Origin of the sequence: Actinoplanes sp. NPDC049681 (genome assembly GCF_044465265.1) — a bacterium.
Lineage (GTDB): Bacteria > Actinomycetota > Actinomycetes > Mycobacteriales > Micromonosporaceae > Actinoplanes.
Genome location: NZ_JBITLP010000002.1, coordinates 326,722 through 342,209 on the forward strand (window position 1 = coordinate 326,722; position 15,488 = coordinate 342,209).

At 73.1% G+C, this 15,488-nt stretch carries 13 protein-coding genes; 3 read left to right on the forward strand and 10 right to left on the reverse strand.

Going from position 1 to position 15,488, the window contains the following annotated elements:
* Positions 1-198: 198 nt before the first annotated feature.
* From ACIBO8_RS06930 to lpdA, 7 genes are all read right to left on the reverse strand, one after another.
* The gene (locus ACIBO8_RS06930) at positions 199-363 is read right to left on the reverse strand and encodes a peptide ABC transporter substrate-binding protein (RefSeq protein WP_396114182.1); all 165 of its coding nucleotides are present in this window, start codon (positions 361-363) and stop codon (positions 199-201) included.
* Positions 360-977 (reverse strand): lipoyl(octanoyl) transferase LipB, encoded by a 618-nt coding sequence (lipB, locus tag ACIBO8_RS06935; protein ID WP_396114737.1) that lies wholly within the window; start codon positions 975-977, stop codon positions 360-362. Before lipB ends, ACIBO8_RS06930 begins: the two co-directional genes overlap by 4 nt.
* A gap of 30 nt (positions 978-1,007) precedes the next feature.
* Positions 1,008-2,906, reverse strand: a complete 1,899-nt coding sequence (locus ACIBO8_RS06940) for a DUF2079 domain-containing protein (protein ID WP_396114183.1) — start codon at positions 2,904-2,906, stop codon at positions 1,008-1,010.
* A gap of 44 nt (positions 2,907-2,950) precedes the next feature.
* Positions 2,951-4,822: a DUF2079 domain-containing protein gene (locus ACIBO8_RS06945; RefSeq protein WP_396114184.1), complete on the reverse strand. Its 1,872-nt coding sequence runs from the start codon at positions 4,820-4,822 to the stop codon at positions 2,951-2,953.
* Positions 4,823-4,892: 70 nt separating this feature from the next.
* Positions 4,893-5,810 carry a TIGR01777 family oxidoreductase gene (locus tag ACIBO8_RS06950; RefSeq protein ID WP_396114185.1) on the reverse strand — a complete coding sequence of 306 codons (918 nt, stop codon included), beginning with the start codon at positions 5,808-5,810 and terminating at the stop codon, positions 4,893-4,895.
* A gap of 79 nt (positions 5,811-5,889) precedes the next feature.
* Positions 5,890-7,806, reverse strand: coding sequence for a 2-oxoglutarate dehydrogenase, E2 component, dihydrolipoamide succinyltransferase (sucB, locus tag ACIBO8_RS06955; protein WP_396114186.1), 1,917 nt, complete (start codon positions 7,804-7,806; stop codon positions 5,890-5,892).
* A gap of 33 nt (positions 7,807-7,839) precedes the next feature.
* Positions 7,840-9,225 (reverse strand): dihydrolipoyl dehydrogenase, encoded by a 1,386-nt coding sequence (gene lpdA / locus ACIBO8_RS06960; protein WP_396114187.1) that lies wholly within the window; start codon positions 9,223-9,225, stop codon positions 7,840-7,842.
* 180 nt (positions 9,226-9,405) lie between these two features.
* Here lpdA and ACIBO8_RS06965 point away from each other — a divergent pair, with 180 nt between their 5' ends.
* Entirely contained in the window at positions 9,406-9,726 is a 321-nt protein-coding gene (locus tag ACIBO8_RS06965; RefSeq protein WP_396114188.1) for a hypothetical protein, read from the forward strand.
* A 90-nt stretch (positions 9,727-9,816) separates the two neighbouring features.
* Here ACIBO8_RS06965 and ACIBO8_RS06970 read toward each other — a convergent pair whose 3' ends face one another.
* A complete protein-coding gene (locus ACIBO8_RS06970) occupies positions 9,817-11,367 on the reverse strand; it encodes a leucyl aminopeptidase (protein WP_396114189.1) in 1,551 nt (516 codons plus the stop codon).
* Positions 11,368-11,509: 142 nt separating this feature from the next.
* Between ACIBO8_RS06970 and gcvT the strand changes: the two genes are divergently transcribed.
* Both gcvT and ACIBO8_RS06980 read left to right on the forward strand, forming a co-directional pair.
* A complete protein-coding gene (gene gcvT / locus ACIBO8_RS06975; protein ID WP_396114190.1) occupies positions 11,510-12,613 on the forward strand; it encodes a glycine cleavage system aminomethyltransferase GcvT in 1,104 nt (367 codons plus the stop codon).
* A 1-nt stretch (position 12,614) separates the two neighbouring features.
* The gene (locus ACIBO8_RS06980; protein WP_396114191.1) at positions 12,615-12,983 is read left to right on the forward strand and encodes an MmcQ/YjbR family DNA-binding protein; all 369 of its coding nucleotides are present in this window, start codon (positions 12,615-12,617) and stop codon (positions 12,981-12,983) included.
* Here ACIBO8_RS06980 and ACIBO8_RS06985 read toward each other — a convergent pair.
* Together ACIBO8_RS06985 and ACIBO8_RS06990 are read right to left on the reverse strand one after the other, a co-directional pair.
* Positions 12,954-13,676, reverse strand: coding sequence for an adenosylcobinamide-GDP ribazoletransferase (locus ACIBO8_RS06985; protein ID WP_396114192.1), 723 nt, complete (start codon positions 13,674-13,676; stop codon positions 12,954-12,956). The genes ACIBO8_RS06980 and ACIBO8_RS06985 overlap by 30 nt on opposite strands.
* Positions 13,669-15,438, reverse strand: coding sequence for a bifunctional adenosylcobinamide kinase/adenosylcobinamide-phosphate guanylyltransferase (locus ACIBO8_RS06990; RefSeq protein WP_396114193.1), 1,770 nt, complete (start codon positions 15,436-15,438; stop codon positions 13,669-13,671). The genes ACIBO8_RS06985 and ACIBO8_RS06990 overlap by 8 nt, the downstream gene beginning before the upstream one ends.
* Positions 15,439-15,488 lie beyond the last annotated feature (50 nt).

Below are 15,488 nucleotides of genomic sequence, written 5' to 3' on the forward strand. Positions count from 1 at the left end.
CGGCTGACGGCGCTCTTCGGCTGACGGCGCTCTTCGGCTGACGGCGCTCTTCGGCTGACGGCGCTCTTCGGCTGACGGCGCTCTTCGGCTGACGGCGCTCTTCGGCTGACGGCGCCGTTCGACTGACGGCGGGCCGCCCGCTGACGCGGGCGGGTTCGCCGCCGGCCGTGACCAGTGGCGGATCAGGCCGGTGGCGGATCAGGCCAGGACGGCAATGGTGACCGCGACGACCACGATCAGCGGGATGACCGTCATGAGGATCAGAATCCACCAGGCGATCGGGTGGCCGAAGTTCAGCGACACCCCGCCCGCCTTGTTCGGCACGAAGACGCGCTTGTCGCGAGGGTTGTTGTAGAGCTTCACAGCAGCGTCGGCAGGTGTCGTTCGACCACCGGCATGACGTCCGCCACCGTCACCGGGCGGCCCAGCTCCGCGCTCAGCGACGTGACGCCCGCGTCGCGGATGCCGCAGGGGACGAAGCGGTCGAAGTTCGAGAGGTCGCAGTCGCAGTTGATCGCGAAGCCGTGCTGGGTCACGCCGCGGGCGACCCGGATGCCGATCGCCGCCACCTTGCGGTCGGGACCGCGGTCGTCGGCACGGACCCAGGCGCCGCTGCGGCCTTCGACACGGTCGACGGTCACGCCGAATTCCGCGCACACGTCGATGAGCATCTGCTCGATGCGGCGGACGTACGCGACGACGTCGACCGGGTCGTGGAGCTTGACGATCGGGTAGCCGACGAGCTGCCCCGGGCCGTGCCAGGTGATCTTGCCGCCGCGGTCCACGTCGACGACGGGGGTGCCGTCCATCGGCCGGTCCATCGGTTCGGTGCGCTTGCCGGCCGTGAAGACGCTGGGGTGCTCGAGCAGCAGGATCGTGTCGGGGCGCTCACCGGCCACGACGGCGTCGTGCAGCCGGCGCTGCTCGTCCCAGGCCTCGCGGTAGTCGACCAGGCCCGGGCGCAGGACCTGCAGCATGGAAGTCGTCACGAAGCCCAGCGTATCCCTCTAGTCGAAGGGGCGGCGGGGGCCGTCGTGCCCCTGGCCGCGTACGGGCCTCGGGTCGACGCCGGGCCGGACTTTCCACACCAGCACGTCGTCGACGCGCTCACCGGGCCCGAACAGATCGGTCATGTTGCGGACCAGCGACTCGTGGAAGAGCATGCCCTGCGAGCCGGTGATGCGGTCCGGGAGGAAGATGGCCCGGACCTTCCAGTACGCGAGGTCGCTGCGCACCTTGTAGCGCTCGGAGTTGTCGATGTCGTAGACGTACCCGGTGAACCCGGCCCTGCCCCACATGAACGTGGTGAACCGTCCGGGCGCACCGATGCGGCCTTTGCCGTTCTTGCCTCCCGGTCCCAGGAAGTAGCCCTCCGGGAGCCGGAACTGCTTGCCGCTGCGGGCCAGCGTGTACGCCTGCCAGCGCTGGCCGTCCGGGGCCGAGGCGGAGGCGGTCGGGAGGGCGGTGATGACGCCGCCGTTGCGGACGTACTGCTTCCAGGTGCCGTCGGCGATGAACCGGGGCTCCGGCGCGCGTTCGACGGTCAGCACCGGGGTCGGGATGAGCGGTACGAGCGCCAGCGCGAACGCCGCCCCCCACAGCAGGCGGCGGCGGGTCGGGGCCGGACGGGTCAGCGCGCGGTCGGCGAGCAGTGCCACGGTCGTACCGATCACGCCGGCGACCACGAGGGCGAGCCGGCCCGCCAGCGCCGAGTCGAAGAGCGGGACGTGGGTCAGCGGCGCGTACAGCAGAGGGACGTCGTACTCCTTGGTGAACCAGTTGAACCGCGGGCCGAGGGAGAGCAGCGTGAACAGCAGGCCGACGACCGTGAGGGCCCGCATCAGGGCCTTGCGGGCCGGGTCGGCCCGCCACCACAGCAGGACCGTGCCGACGACCACGAGCACCAGCAGTGGGAGACCGAAGAACGACGCGCCCTCGCTCTGGTTGGCCGCGAGGTCGCCGCGGCTCAGGCCCAGGAGGGCGCCGACCGAACGGTACGGGTAGAACAGGTACGCGGCCGCGTCCTCGACGTAGTTGCGCTGGATGAAACCGGTGCCCTTGAAGGAGCCGGGCCCGGCGAAGTGCATGTACAGCGGGTACGCGAGCAGGGTGCCCGCCACCGCCGCGCAGACGCCCAGCGCGGCGAAGGTGGTGGCCGCCGCCCGCCGTGCCATCGGCCAGGTGCCCCGGCCGGCGCTCCACGTCACCACGAAGACCGTGATGGCGAGCGCGGTGAAGAACAGCAGCTCGGCGGCGACGGAGAAGCCGATCGCGAGGAGCGCGCCGAGGACCGTACCGTTCAGCAGCCAGCGCCGGGAGGTGCGCAGCCGCAGCACCCACCAGAGGATCGCCGGGGCGACCCAGCCGGCCGTCCAGTTGAGATGGCCGTTGGCGTGCGAGATCCAGCCCGGGGCGAAACCGCAGAAGAGGCCCCCCAGAACGGCCGCCGCGCGGTGCTGCACCGCGTACCGGTGGAAGAGCAGGTACCACGCGAAGGCCGAGCCGGCGAGGTTGATCGTGAGGATCACGACGTAGCTGACCTGCGGGCCGGCCAGGTAGGTCAGGGGCGCGAAGAGGACCGCGAGCACGGTGATGGAGGTGTTGGCCGCAAGGTTCACGCCGTGCGGAGCGTTGAGCAGATCGGTGTAGAACGGGTCGGCGCCCGTACGCAGGACGTGCACGCCGTAGCCGAGCAGCCATTCGAAGAACGCGTGGTCGCCCTCGTTGTAGGCGACCGTACGCCCGAACGGGTCCGCCCACAGCCCGGAGGTGACCCAGTAGCCCATGCCGAGGCAGAGCAGCGCGACCAGCGTGTGCCGGAGCCATCCGTGACGGCGACTCGCCCGGCCGGCCGAGTCCTGTGGTTCGGCGACGGCGAGGGGAGCTGTTGTCGTTGCTACGGCCACCGGGCGAAGTTAGCAGTGCCGCGCGAACCGCGGGGACGCCGGCATCACGAACCCTGGGGATGCAGCGCCACCGGGTCCACGCCGGGCCGGATGCGCCACAGCAGCACCCCGCCGACGTGTTGCGGCTCGCCGAGCAGGTCTCGCGCGGTGGTCTCCACGGCCGAACGGAAGAGCGTGGTGTGCGAGCCGGTGATCTCCTCCGGCAGGAAGACGGCCTCCACCTTCCAGTAGGCGAGGTCCTCGCGGGCCTTCTTGCGGTCGAAGTCGTCGATCGGGACGACGGTGCCGTAGAAGGCGGCCTGGAAGAACAGCCAGTCGGTGGTGCGGCCCTCCGCCCCGATGCGCCCGGTGCCGTTCGGGCCGCCGGGACCGAGGAAATACCCGCCGGGGATGCGGAACTGCTTGCCGGCGCGGGCCATCGTGTACGCCTGCCAGCGCTGACCGTCGGGCGTGTCGGTGGTGGCGATCGGCAGCGCGGTCATCACCCCGTCGTCGCTCACGTAGTCGCGCCAGATCCCGTCGGCGATGAACGGCGGCTCCGGGGCCCGCGTCCGGGTCAGCACCGGCAGCGGGATCAGTGGTACGAGCGCCACGGCCAGCCCCGTCACCCAGGCGGCCCGGGCGGGAAACCGTGGCAGCGGCTCGCTGAGCAGCCGGTCGGCGAGGAGGGCGAGCAGGATGCCGATCACCGCGGCGACCACCAGGGCGAAGCGGGCGGGCAGCGCGGAGTCGAACAGCGGAAGGTGCCGCAGTGCCGCGTACGGAAGATTGATGCTGGTCTCGTCCTTGAAGATCTTGAGATGCGGTCCCCAGGAGAGCACCAGGAAGACCACGCCCACCGCGGAGAGCGCGGCCAGGGTCGCACGCCGGCCGGGTGCCGCGCGCCGCCAGAGCGTCACCACGGCCACGACCACCAGGATCATCAACGGTACGCCGAAATACGACGTCTCCTCGGTCGCGTTGGGGGCCAGCTTGCTGCCCAGCCCCAGCCACCCCGCCACGGACCGGTTCGGATACTCGAAGTACGCCGCCACGTCCTCGGCGTAGTGGAACTGGTTGAAGCCCGTACCGGTGAACGTCCGCGGGCCGGCGAAATGCATGTAGAGCGGGTACGCCAGCAGCAGCCCCGCCTGCACGGCGGTCACGGCGAGGGCGGCCAGCACCCGCGGCGCCGCGGCGCGGGCCTCGGCGCGCATCGCCGGCGCCAGCGACCGGACGAGCAGGAAGACGCCGCTGGCGAGCGCGGTGAAGAACAGGCCCTCGGCCGCGATGGAGAAGCCCACGGCGACCAGCAGCCCGAGGATCACCCCGTGCAGCAGCCACCGGCCGGGCTCGCGCAGCCGCAGCACCCACCAGAGCACCACCGGCGCGACCCAGCCGGCGGTCCAGTTGAGGTGCCCGTTCGCGTGCGAGATGAAGCCGGGGGCGAAGCCGCAGAAGAGCCCGCCCATCGCGGCCGCGACGGTGTGCCGGACCAGGAAGCGGCGCAGGAACAGATACCAGGCGAAGGCCGAACCGGCGAGGTTGAGGGTCAGGATCGTCGCGAAGCTGACCGGCGGCCCGGCCAGGAAGGTCAGCGGGGCGAACAGCGTCGTGTACACGGTGACGGAGGTGTTCGCGGCGAGATTGACGCCGAGCGGGGCGTTGAGCATCCACGTGTAGAACGGGTCGGCGCCGTGCCCGAGCGTGTAGACGCCGTAGCCGAGCAGCCACTCGAAGAACGCCTGGTCGCCGAGGTTCTCGGTGAGGCCGCGGCCGGCCGGGTCCAGCCACAGACCGCTGGTCACGTACGTGGCGAGGGCCAGCGCGGCGACGGCCACGGCGACATGCGGGCGCCAGGCCGCGGAGCCGCGGCGGGCCGGTGACGTTGCCGGCGGCTCGGCGGACTCGGACGGGGCTGCGGCGACGACGGACACCAGCGGCAGGTTAGCAAGGATCACCCAGCAGCGGCCGTCCCTCCCGGCGCGCGGGCCCGGCAGGGCTTCGTCAGGCGGCTGCGGGTGACTGGTCGTCGATCGCCGCCCGCAGGGCCGACTCGACGTCGGGGTGGGTGAAGGTGAAGCCGGCCCGGTTCAGCACCCCGGGCAGGACGCGCTGACTGCGCAGGGCCTCGTGGGCGAACTCGCCGAGCGCCACCTGCAGCGCGATGCCGGGCACCTGGAGCAGCGCCGGGCGGTGCAGCACCTTGCCGAGGGCCTGGGTGAGAGCGGCGTTCGTGACCGGCCGCGGCCCGACGATGTTGACCGGGCCCGCGAGGTCGTCGCGGGCGAGCAGGAACTCGGCGGCGTCCAGCCAGTCGGTGAGCGCGATCCACGGCACCCACTGCTTGCCGCCGCCCAGCTTGGCGCCGGCGCCGAGGCGGAAGAGCGGCATCTGGGGCTTGAGGAGACCGCCGTTCGCGTCGAGCGGCAGGCCGGTGCGGAGCAGCACCACGCGGGTGCCGGCGTCCTCGGCGGGGCGGGCGGCGGCCTCCCAGACCCGGCACACGTCGGCCAGGAAGCCGGTGCCCGCCGGGGCCTCCTCGGTGACCTCGCGGTCGCCGGTGTCGCCGTACCAGCCGACCGCGGAGGACTGGAGCAGGACCTCGGGGCGGTCCTCGGCCGGCAGCTGCCGGATCGCGCGGGCGATCGTGCCGGTGCTGTCCACCCGGCTGCTGCGGATGAGGCTCTTGTATCGGGCGGTCCAGCGCTTGTCGCCCACCCCCGCGCCGGCCAGGTTGATCACGGCGTCGGCGGAGACCAGCGTGGCCGGGTCGAGCTGCCCGGCGGACGGATTCCAGGTGATCTCGTCGGGGGCCTCGGCGGGCCGCCGGACGAGCCGGGTGACGTCGTGCCCGCCACCGCGCAGCCGCTCGGCGAGGGTGGTGCCCAGAAAACCCGACGCGCCGGCCATGACGATCCGCATGGGTCCATCATTCCCGACGGTGAACCGGCTCAAAACAGAAGAAGGGGCGCCGGAGCGCCCCTTCTTTGTGATCTTCCGCCTAGGCGTGCAGGCCGAGGTCGCCCTCGAACTGGCCGGCCTCCAGGCGCTCCTTGATCGTCACCAGGAAGCGGGCGGCGTCGGCGCCGTCCACGATCCGGTGGTCGTAGCTGAGCGCCAGGTACACCATCGAGCGCGGCACGATCAGTTCGCCCAGGTTGGGGTCGTCGACGACCACGGCGCGCTTGACCACCGCGCCGGTGCCGAGGATGCCGACCTGCGGCTGGTTGATGATCGGCGTGTCGAAGAGCGCACCGCGGCTGCCCGTGTTGGTCAGCGTGAAGGTGCCGCCCGACAGCTCGTCCGGGCTGATCTTGTTGTTGCGGGTCCGCTCCGCCACGTCGGCGATCCGCTTGGCCAGGCCGGCCAGGCTGAGGTCACCGGCGTCCCGCAGGACCGGCACGACCAGGCCCTTGGGCGTGTCCACCGCGATGCCCAGGTGCTCGCCGTCGTGGTACGTGACGGTGCCGGCCTCCTGGTCGATCGAGGAGTTGACCACCGGGTGCTGGCGCAGCGCCTCGACCGCGGCCAGGGCGAAGAACGGCAGGAAGGACAGCTTGACGCCGTGCTTCGTCTGGAAGTCCGCCTTGGCGCGGTTGCGCAGCTGGGCGATCTTCGTGACGTCCACCTCGACGACCGTGGTGAGCTGCGCCGAGATCTGCAGCGACTCCACCATGCGGCGGGCGATGGTCGCGCGGATGCGGGTCAGCTTCTCCGTGCGGCCGCGCAGCGGGCTGGCGGCGGGCTTCGGCGCGGGCGCCGCCTCCTGGGCCGCGGGAGCCTGCTGCTGGGCCGGAGCGGCCTTGGCGGCGGCGGCCTTGTCGGCGGCCTCGATGACGTCCTGCTTACGGATGCGGCCACCGACCCCGGTGCCGGTGATCGACCCGAGGTCGACACCCTTCTCCGCGGCGAGCTTGCGGACCAGCGGCGTCACGTAACCGGCGTCACCGGCGCCGTTGCCCTGCACCGTCTCGGCGGCGGGCGCGGCGGCCTGCGCCGGTGCGGGCTCGGCGGCGCGCTCGGCGGCCGACGGGTCCTTCGCCGTCTCGGCCTCGGGTGCCGGGTCCGCGTACGAGCCGCCGGGCTCGACCGACGGTGCCGGCTTGGACTCGATCCGGGGCTCCGGTGCCTGCTGCGGCGCCGGAGCGGACTCCTGCTTCGGGGCCTGCTGCTGCGGAGCCTCCTGCTGCTGCGGAGCCTCCTGCTGCTGCGGGGCCTCCTGCTTCGGTGCCGGGGACGACGCCGGGGCGCTACCCGGGGTGCCGATGATCGCCAGGTCGGCGCCGACGTCCGCGGTCTCGTCCTCCTGGACCTTGATCTCCAGGACCGTGCCGGCGACCGGCGACGGGATCTCGGTGTCCACCTTGTCGGTGGAGACCTCGAGCAGCGGCTCGTCGACCTCGATCGTCTCGCCGACCTGCTTGAGCCAGCGGGTGACCGTGCCCTCGGTGACGCTCTCGCCCAGGGCCGGCATCTTCACGGCCGTGCCCTCACCGCCCGTGGCCTCCCCGGTCTGCGGCGCGGGCGCCTCCTCCTCGACCGGCTTCTCGGTCGAGGGGGTGGTCAGCGCGGCCGGCTCGGGGTCGGGCTGCTGTTCCGGCGCCGGCGGCTGCTCGGCGGAGGTCTGCGGGGCGGAAGCCTGCTCGGCGGGCGCCGGTGCGGAGGAGTCCGCCTCCTCGCCGTCGCCCGCGATCACCGCGAGCTCGCTGCCGACGTCGGCCGTCTCGTCCTCGCCGACGACGATGCGTGAGAGCACACCGGCGGCCGGGGACGGGATCTCGGTGTCGACCTTGTCGGTGGAGACCTCGAGCAGCGGCTCGTCGGCCTCGACCCGCTCGCCCTCCTGCTTGAGCCAGCGGGTGACGGTGCCCTCGGTGACGCTCTCACCCAGCCGCGGCATGGTGACCGATACCGGCATGTCTTCGAACTCCTTGATGGCGTGGATCGGGACTTAGGCGTGTGCGTGGAGGGGCTTGCCCGCGAGCGCCAGGAAGGCCTCGCCGAGCGCCTCGTTCTGCGTCGGGTGGGCGTGCACCAGCTGGGCCACCTCCGCCGGGAAGGCCTCCCAGTTGTAGATGAGCTGGGCCTCGCCGACGAGCTCGCCCATCCGGGCGCCGACCATGTGCACGCCGACGACCGGGCCGTCCTCGACCCGTACCAGCTTCACGAAGCCCTGGGTCTTGAGGATCTGGCTCTTGCCGTTGCCGCCCAGGTTGTAGTTGTACGTCGAGACCTTGTCGGCGCCGTACTGCTCCTTGGCCTTGGCCTCGGTGAGGCCGACCGAGGCGACCTCGGGGTCGGAGTACGTGACGCGGGGGATGCCGGCCTCGTCGATGACCGCCGGGCGCAGGCCCGCGATCTCCTCGGCCACGAAGATGCCCTGCTGGAAGCCGCGGTGCGCGAGCTGGAGGCCGGGAACGATGTCGCCGACCGCGTAGATGTTGCCGACGCCGGTGTGCAGCCGCTCGTTGGTGATCACGAAGCCGCGGTCCAGGGTGACGCCCTGCTCCTCGTAGCCCAGGCCCTGGGTCGTCGGGCCGCGCCCGACCGCCACGAGCAGCACCTCGGCCTCGACGGTCTCGCCGCCGGCGATGGTGGCGCGCACGCCGTTCTCGGTGTGCTCGACCTTCTCGAACGGCTTGCCGACCTTGAAGTTGATCTTCCGCTTGCGGAACGCCCGCTCGACCGCCTTGGAGACCTCCTCGTCCTCGGCGGCGACGAGCCGGGGCAGCGCCTCCAGGATCGTCACGTCCGCGCCGAAGGACTTCCACACGCTGGCGAACTCGACGCCGATGACGCCGCCGCCCAGCACGATCGCCGAGCTCGGCACCCGGTCGAGCTTCAGGGCGTGCTCACTGGTCAGCACCCGCTTGCCGTCGACCTCCAGGCCGGGCAGGGAGCGCGAGTAGGAGCCGGTGGCCAGGATGACGTTGCGGCCGGTGTAGCGCTGCCCGTCGACCTCGACGGTGTCCTTGGCGACCAGCTTGCCGGCGCCCTGCACGACCGTGATCTTGTCCTGCTTGAGCAGGCCCTGCAGGCCCTTGTACAGCCGGGCGACGACCCCGTCCTTGTACGCGTTGACGCCGGCCATGTCGATGCCGACCAGGTCCGCCTTGACGCCGAACTGCTCGCTCTCGCGGGTCTGGTCGGCCAGCTCGGCGGCGTGCAGCAGCGCCTTCGTCGGGATGCACCCGCGGTGCAGGCAGGTGCCGCCCAGCTCCGCCTTGTCGATCAGTGCCACCGAGAGGTTCAGCTCGGCCGCGCGCAGGGCGGCCGCGTACCCGCCGCTGCCCGCGCCGAGGATCACGATGTCGAAGGTTCCGCCAGGCTGGCTCACGTCTACTCCCAGATCGCCTTTAGGCCAGAGATCTGCCGTCGCCACATGGGTCACATGGTGGAAACGGTCACAGCTGTCCAGCTCATCTTGTCACTTCAGGAACCGATGGATGCAGCCAGGTGCCCAACGACACGTGCGCGCCAAGTACCCTTGCGGCAACTTACCCGAAGGAGTTCCCCGGTGGCCTGGTTCCGGCGGCGCAGGGAGCAGCCCCGCACGAGCGGACGCGCCACTGATCGAGCCGACCTCGAGCATCTCGCCGAGTTCGTCCGGTCGCGCCGCGGCGTGGAGGCCTTCATCGAGCCTCGCACCACGGTGACGGAGACGACGATCCTGCTCATCGCGCACGACGGTGAATGGACCCGCCGGCGCATCGAGTCACCCGAGGCCGCCCGGCGCTTCGCCCACCAGCTGGCGATGCCGATCTACGACATCCGGCTCATGGGCTACCCGCAACGTATGCGCGACTACAACGCCCGCCAGAAGCGCCGCCCCGCCTGAGACCCGGCCGGCGGCGGCGTGATCGGGCCGGGACGGCAGGTGCGTGGCGTGTGCCACGCGAGCCTGCCGTGCCCGTACCCATGAAAGATCTCAGCCGTTGGCCGCGACGTCGTCGATCAGGGTGAGGAGGGTACGGACCGGGACGCCCGTGCCGCCCTTCGTCCAGTAACCCGTCGCCTCGCCGGTGTGGTACGACGGCCCGGCGATGTCGATGTGGGCCCACTCGACGCCCTCGGCGACGAACTCGCGCAGGAACACGCCGCCCTGGAGCATGTGCCCGGCGCGGTCCATGCTCGCGTTGACCTGGCTGATGTCGGCGATCTCCGACTCCATGCCCTTGCGGACGTCGTCCGGCAGCGGCATCGGCCACGCCGGCTCGCCGACCGCCTCGCCCGCCGCCTTGACCCGCTCGCAGGTCTCCGGGGTGCCCATGACGCCGGCGATGCGCTTGCCCAGCGCGACCACCTGGCCGCCGGTCAGCGTGGAGGTCTCGAAGACGTAGTCGGTGCCGTCGGCGCAGGCGCGGGCGATCGCGTCGCCGAGCACCATGCGGCCCTCGGCGTCGGTGTTGAGGACCTCGACCCGCTTGCCGTTGAACATCGTGATGACGTCGCCCGGGCGGTACGCGGTGCCCGACGGCATGTTCTCCGCCATGGCGAGGTAGCCGGTGACCGCGACCGGCGGCTTGAGGGCGGCGACCGCCAGCAGCGTGGCACCGACCGCGGCGGCGCCGGCCATGTCGGACTTCATCTCCCACATGCCGGCGGTCGGCTTGATGCTGATGCCGCCGGTGTCGAAGGTGATGCCCTTGCCCACCAGCGCGACCCGCTTCGGGTTCTCGACGCCCTCAGGCGTGTAGCTGAGCTTCACCAGCCGCGGCGGCGCCTCGGAGCCCTGGCCGACCGCCACGATGCCGCCGTAGCCGCCCGCCTTGAGCTGGTCGAAGTCGAGCACCTCGACCTGCAGGCCCGTGCCCTCGGCGGCCGCGGCGACCGCGTCGGCGAAGGCCGGGGGCCGCAGGTCGTTCGGCGCGGTGTTGACCCAGTCGCGGGTCAGGCGGACGGCATTGGCGACGGCCTCGGCGCGGGCGACCTCGGTCCGCGCGGCGGCGTCGGCCGCGTCCGGCACGACGACCTGCAGGGCCTTGACCGGGTCGCGGCGGGTCGGCTGGGGCTTGGTCTTGTAACCGGCGAAACGGTACGAGCCCAGCAGCGCACCCTCGAGGATGCCGCGCAGCGCCCCCGGGGCGTCGGCGTCGTCGGGCACCGGCAGGGCCAGCGCCACCGTCTCGCTGCCGGCGAGGGCGCGGACGGCGGCGCCGGTGCCGCGGCGCAGGGTCTCGGTGGCCGGTGCGGAACCGGACGGCTCGTCGCCGAGACCGACCGCGACGATCAGCGGCGCCGCGACGGTGCCGAGCGTGGCCAGCTTGGTGACCTCGCCGGGCGCGCCGGTCGCACCCAGCAGGGCCAGCGTCGCGGTCAGCTTGCCGTCGAAGGCGGCGGCGATGCTCTCCGCGCCGGCGGCCGGCAGCAGCGTGCCGCCCTCGTCCGGCTGGCTGTGCAGGCCGATGACGAGCGCATCGGCGGCCAGCTCGGCGGGGTCGCTGTCGACCAGGCTCAAAGAGGGGGCGGGGTGGGTCACTCGGGCTCTCCGCGACGGCTGGGGCCGGAGCTCCTTCGTGGGCGGCTCCGACGGCGTGGTCCGTCCGGCGCGGGTCGCGCCGGACGACGGTGGTGTCCCGCCGATGCTAACCACATGCAAGGTCACGGGTAAGTTGCCACTCATGTCCACCGACACCACGCCCCTGCTCCGTTCGCCCCTGCACGAGCGTCACCTCGCTCTGGGCGCCAAGTTCGCCGCCTTCGGCGGCTGGGAGATGCCGCTGGAGTACGCGGGAGGCGGTGTCCTGCGCGAACATGCCGCCGTCCGTGAGGCCGTGGGCGTCTTCGACGTGTCCCACCTCGGCAAGGCGCGGGTGACCGGGCCCGGCGCGGCGGACTTCGTCAACTCCTGCCTCACCAACGACCTGGGGCGCATCGCGCCGGGCAAGGCGCAGTACACGCTCTGCTGCGACGACGCGACCGGCGGGGTGGTCGACGACCTGATCGCGTACCTGATCGGGCCGGACGAGGTCTTCCTCATCCCGAACGCCGCCAACACCGCCGAGGTCGTGCGCCGCCTGGCCGCCGCGGCTCCTTCGGGCGTCACCGTCACCGACGAGCATCGCGGGTACGCCGTCCTCGCGGTGCAGGGCCCGCAGTCGGCCGAGATCGTCAAGGCGCTGGGGCTGCCGGTCGAGCACGGGTACATGTCGTTCTCCACGGCGAGCCTCGACGGGGCCGACCTGATCGTCTGCCGCACCGGGTACACCGGCGAGCACGGCTACGAGCTCGTGGTGCCGTGGGACGACGCGACGCGGGTGTGGGACGCGCTGGTCGCGGCGGGGGTGCGGCCGTGCGGGCTGGGTGCTCGCGACACGCTGCGTACCGAGATGGGTTATCCGCTGCACGGCCAGGAGCTCTCCCTGGAGATCACCCCGGTGCAGGCCCGGTCCGGCTGGGCGGTCGGCTGGTCGAAGCCGGCGTTCTGGGGCCGCGAGGCGCTGCTCGCCGAGAAGGCTTCCGGCCCCCGGCGGTCGCTGCGCGGCCTGGAGCTCACGGGCCGCGGCATCCCGCGGGGCCACATGCAGGTGTACGCGGGCGGCACGCTCGTCGGCGAGACGACCAGCGGCACGTTCTCGCCCACGAAGAAGGTCGGCATCGCGCTGGCCCTGCTGGACACCGCCGCCGAGCTCGCCGACGGCGACCTGGTGGAGGTCGACATCCGCGGCCGGCGTACCGAGGCCCGCGTGGTGAAGCCGCCGTTCGTGCAGACCTCCGTCCGCTGACATGGCCGTCACCTGGGCCGACCTGCGCGAGTGGGTCCTCGCCTTGCCCGGCGGCCAGGAGGCGTACGTCGAGAACTGGGGCGACTGGACGCTGCGCTGCGGTGCCAAGATGTTCGTGGTCGGCAGGCCGGACGCGTCCACCTGCACGGTGAAGGCGTCCAAGGAGGACCAGGCCGAGCTGATCGGCGCCGCCCCGGACGTCTACTCGGCGGCGCCGTACGTCGGCCGCTTCGGCTGGGTCAAGGTGGAGCTGGCCGCGGCGGACCCGGAGGAGCTGCGGCAGGTCGTGGTGGAGGCGTGGCGGCGTACGGCCCCGAAGAAGCTCCTGAAGGAGTACGACTCAGCTCAGGGCCAGGGCGACCAGGGCTAGGGTCGTCGCGAGTTCGGTCGTCGCGCCGAGCACGTCGCCGGTGACGCCGCCGAAGCGCCGCACCGCGTGGCGCAGCAGCAGGAGCACGACCACGACGACGCCGGCGACCGTGGCCGGGCCCGCCCACGGCCGGCCCGGCACCGCGGCGATCGCCCCGGCCGCCACCGCTGCGGTCAGCGCCGCCACCAGGGGAGTGGGCACCGTGGAGGCGACGAGGGCGCCGAGGCCGCCCGGACGCGCGGCCGGGATCCCGCGGCGGCAGGCCAGGGTGACGCCCAGCCGTCCGGTGGCCCACGCGGCGGCGATCGCCCACGGGCCCACCCGCGCCACCGCGGCCGTTTGCAGCAGCAGAGTCAGCGTGATCGCGGCGACGCCGAACGGCCCGATGTCCGGCTTTTTCATGATTTCGAGGGCGGCATCGCCGGACCGGTACGACCCCAGCGCGTCGACCGTGTCGGCCAGCCCGTCGAGGTGCAGGCCCCGGGTGAGCAGGACACCGGCGGCCACCGTGATCGCGGCGCTGAGCAGCCCGGAGGGCAGCAGCTCGTGAACGCCCGTGAGCGCCAGGCCGAGCAGGGCGCCGACGAGCGGGGCGAGGCTCATGGCCACGACGGCGGCCCGGCGGTCGATCCGCCCGGCGCGTACGGGCAGGACGGTGAAGGTGGTCAGGGCCAGGCGAAGCCCGTCAAGCACTGGCGGGGCCGGGGCCGCGCGGGTCGGGCTCGGCGAACGCGGCGTCCCCCGTGTCGTCCAGGCCGGCGTCGCCCGGGGCGGTCAGCAGGGCGGGGTGCACCGGCAGGGCCCCGGCCAGGGCGATCGCCGAGCGCAGCAGCGGCAGCGCGGCCAGGGCGTTCGCGCCCTCGCCGAGGTCGAGGCCGAGGTCGAGCACCGGGGTGAGGCCCAGCACGTCCGCGCCCTGCCGGACCAGCTGCAGGCGGCCCGCGTCGGCGAGCAGGCACCAGTGCCGGCTCTGCGAGGACAGGTCGCGGGCCACCAGCCCGGCCGCGATGCCCAGCGGACCGTCGAGGAACACCGGCATCCGCCGGGCCGCCGCACCGAGCAGCGCGCCGGCCGCCACGGCCAGATCCGCGCCGCCGACCTGGGCCAGGACGTCCTTGGGGCCGCGCGGCTCCTGGCGGATGCGGTGCATGGCGTCACGGACGGCCGCGCAGCGCCGCATCCACGCGTCGTCGTCGTAGCGGGCGCCGGGAACCAGCACGCGGGGCAGCGTCGCGACGGGTTCAGCGCCGGTGGTCGAAGCCATGACGGCCGTCGCGGCGGCCTCCGTACCGGTGCCGCACGCCCCGATGACCAGCGCCTCGCGGCCGTCCTCGGCGGCGGCCGCGGCGAGCTCCCAGCCCTGCCGCAGCGCCGCGTCGACGGTCGCGGCGTCCAGGACGGGACCGTCCTCCATGGCACCGGACGGCGGGACGCGCACGACCGTGACGTCGGCGTCCGCGGTGGCCGCCAGCCGGGCCAGCGCGCCCTCCCCGGCCTCGGCCTCGGCGGCCCGCCGGTCGGCCTCGGCGGGATCCGTCCCGGCCGCGGCGCCGCCGGCGTGCCGGCCGTCGATCAGCAGGACGCGTACGGGACCCCACGGCCGCGGCGTGGCGGTGCCCTGGGTGGCGGCGGCGAACTCGACCGCCTCGAGCAGCGCGCCGATGCCACCGCCGGGCAGGTCCAGGCGTTCCAGCCGGTCCCGGGCGTCGGGCCCGGCGTCGCTGTCGGGCAGCGGCAGGTCCATGCCGGCCTCGATGGCCGTGCCGGGGTCGACGGCCTCGAACGTCGCGGTGGAACCGGACGAGGCCGTCAGGGGAGCAGCAGCCGCGGCAGTGGTGACACGGGCCGCCGGAGCGGTCGTGGCCGGGGGCGGGGTGGCTGCCGCCATCGCGTCGTGCGAGGTGCTGACCTCCTCCGCCTTCAGCCAGGTGGGCCGGCCGGCGACCACGAAGGCCACGCGGTCGCACGCGTCGGCCAGGGCCTGGTTGGCCGTGCCGAGCGCGTCCGCGAACGCGCGGCCCACCGGCGTCGCCGGCACCAGGGACAGACCGACCTCGGGGCTGACCACGACGAGCCGCGCGGCGCAGGCACGGACCGCGTCGGCCAGGGCAGCCACCGTCGCCACGTCGTCGTTGGGCTGGTTCGCCGGGTCGAGCAGGGTGGCCACCCAGCCGCCCAGATCGTCGACGAGCAGCGTCTCGTCGGGCTTCGCCTCGGCCAGCAGGCCGGCGAGGCGGCCCGGGTCGGCGCCCGTCTCCTCGGTGGTCCAGGACTGCGGCCGGCGCCGCTGGTGCGCCTCGATCCGCCCGCGCCACTCGGGGTCGTCCTCGCCACCGGCGGAGGTGGCGACGTACCGCACCGAGGGCGCGCCGGCCACCAGGGACTCGGCGAACTCGGACTTGCCGGACCGGATCCCGCCGAGCACCAGGACCGAACTCCACCCGTCAGCAGACATGCCCCGTACCTTAGATCCGACCCCGGTGATCATGCGGCCCGACCCGGCCG

Excerpts from the sequence above, each read along its gene's own strand:
- lipB (WP_396114737.1), bottom strand. The coding sequence starts at position 977 with ATGCTGCAGGTCCTGCGCCCGGGCCTGGTCGACTACCGCGAGGCCTGG.
- ACIBO8_RS06950 (WP_396114185.1), bottom strand. The coding sequence starts at position 5,810 with ATGCGGATCGTCATGGCCGGCGCGTCGGGTTTTCTGGGCACCACCCTC.
- sucB (WP_396114186.1), bottom strand. The coding sequence starts at position 7,806 with ATGCCGGTATCGGTCACCATGCCGCGGCTGGGTGAGAGCGTCACCGAG.
- gcvT (WP_396114190.1), top strand. The coding sequence starts at position 11,510 with ATGTCCACCGACACCACGCCCCTGCTCCGTTCGCCCCTGCACGAGCGT.
- ACIBO8_RS06980 (WP_396114191.1), top strand. The coding sequence starts at position 12,615 with ATGGCCGTCACCTGGGCCGACCTGCGCGAGTGGGTCCTCGCCTTGCCC.
- ACIBO8_RS06990 (WP_396114193.1), bottom strand. The coding sequence starts at position 15,438 with ATGTCTGCTGACGGGTGGAGTTCGGTCCTGGTGCTCGGCGGGATCCGG.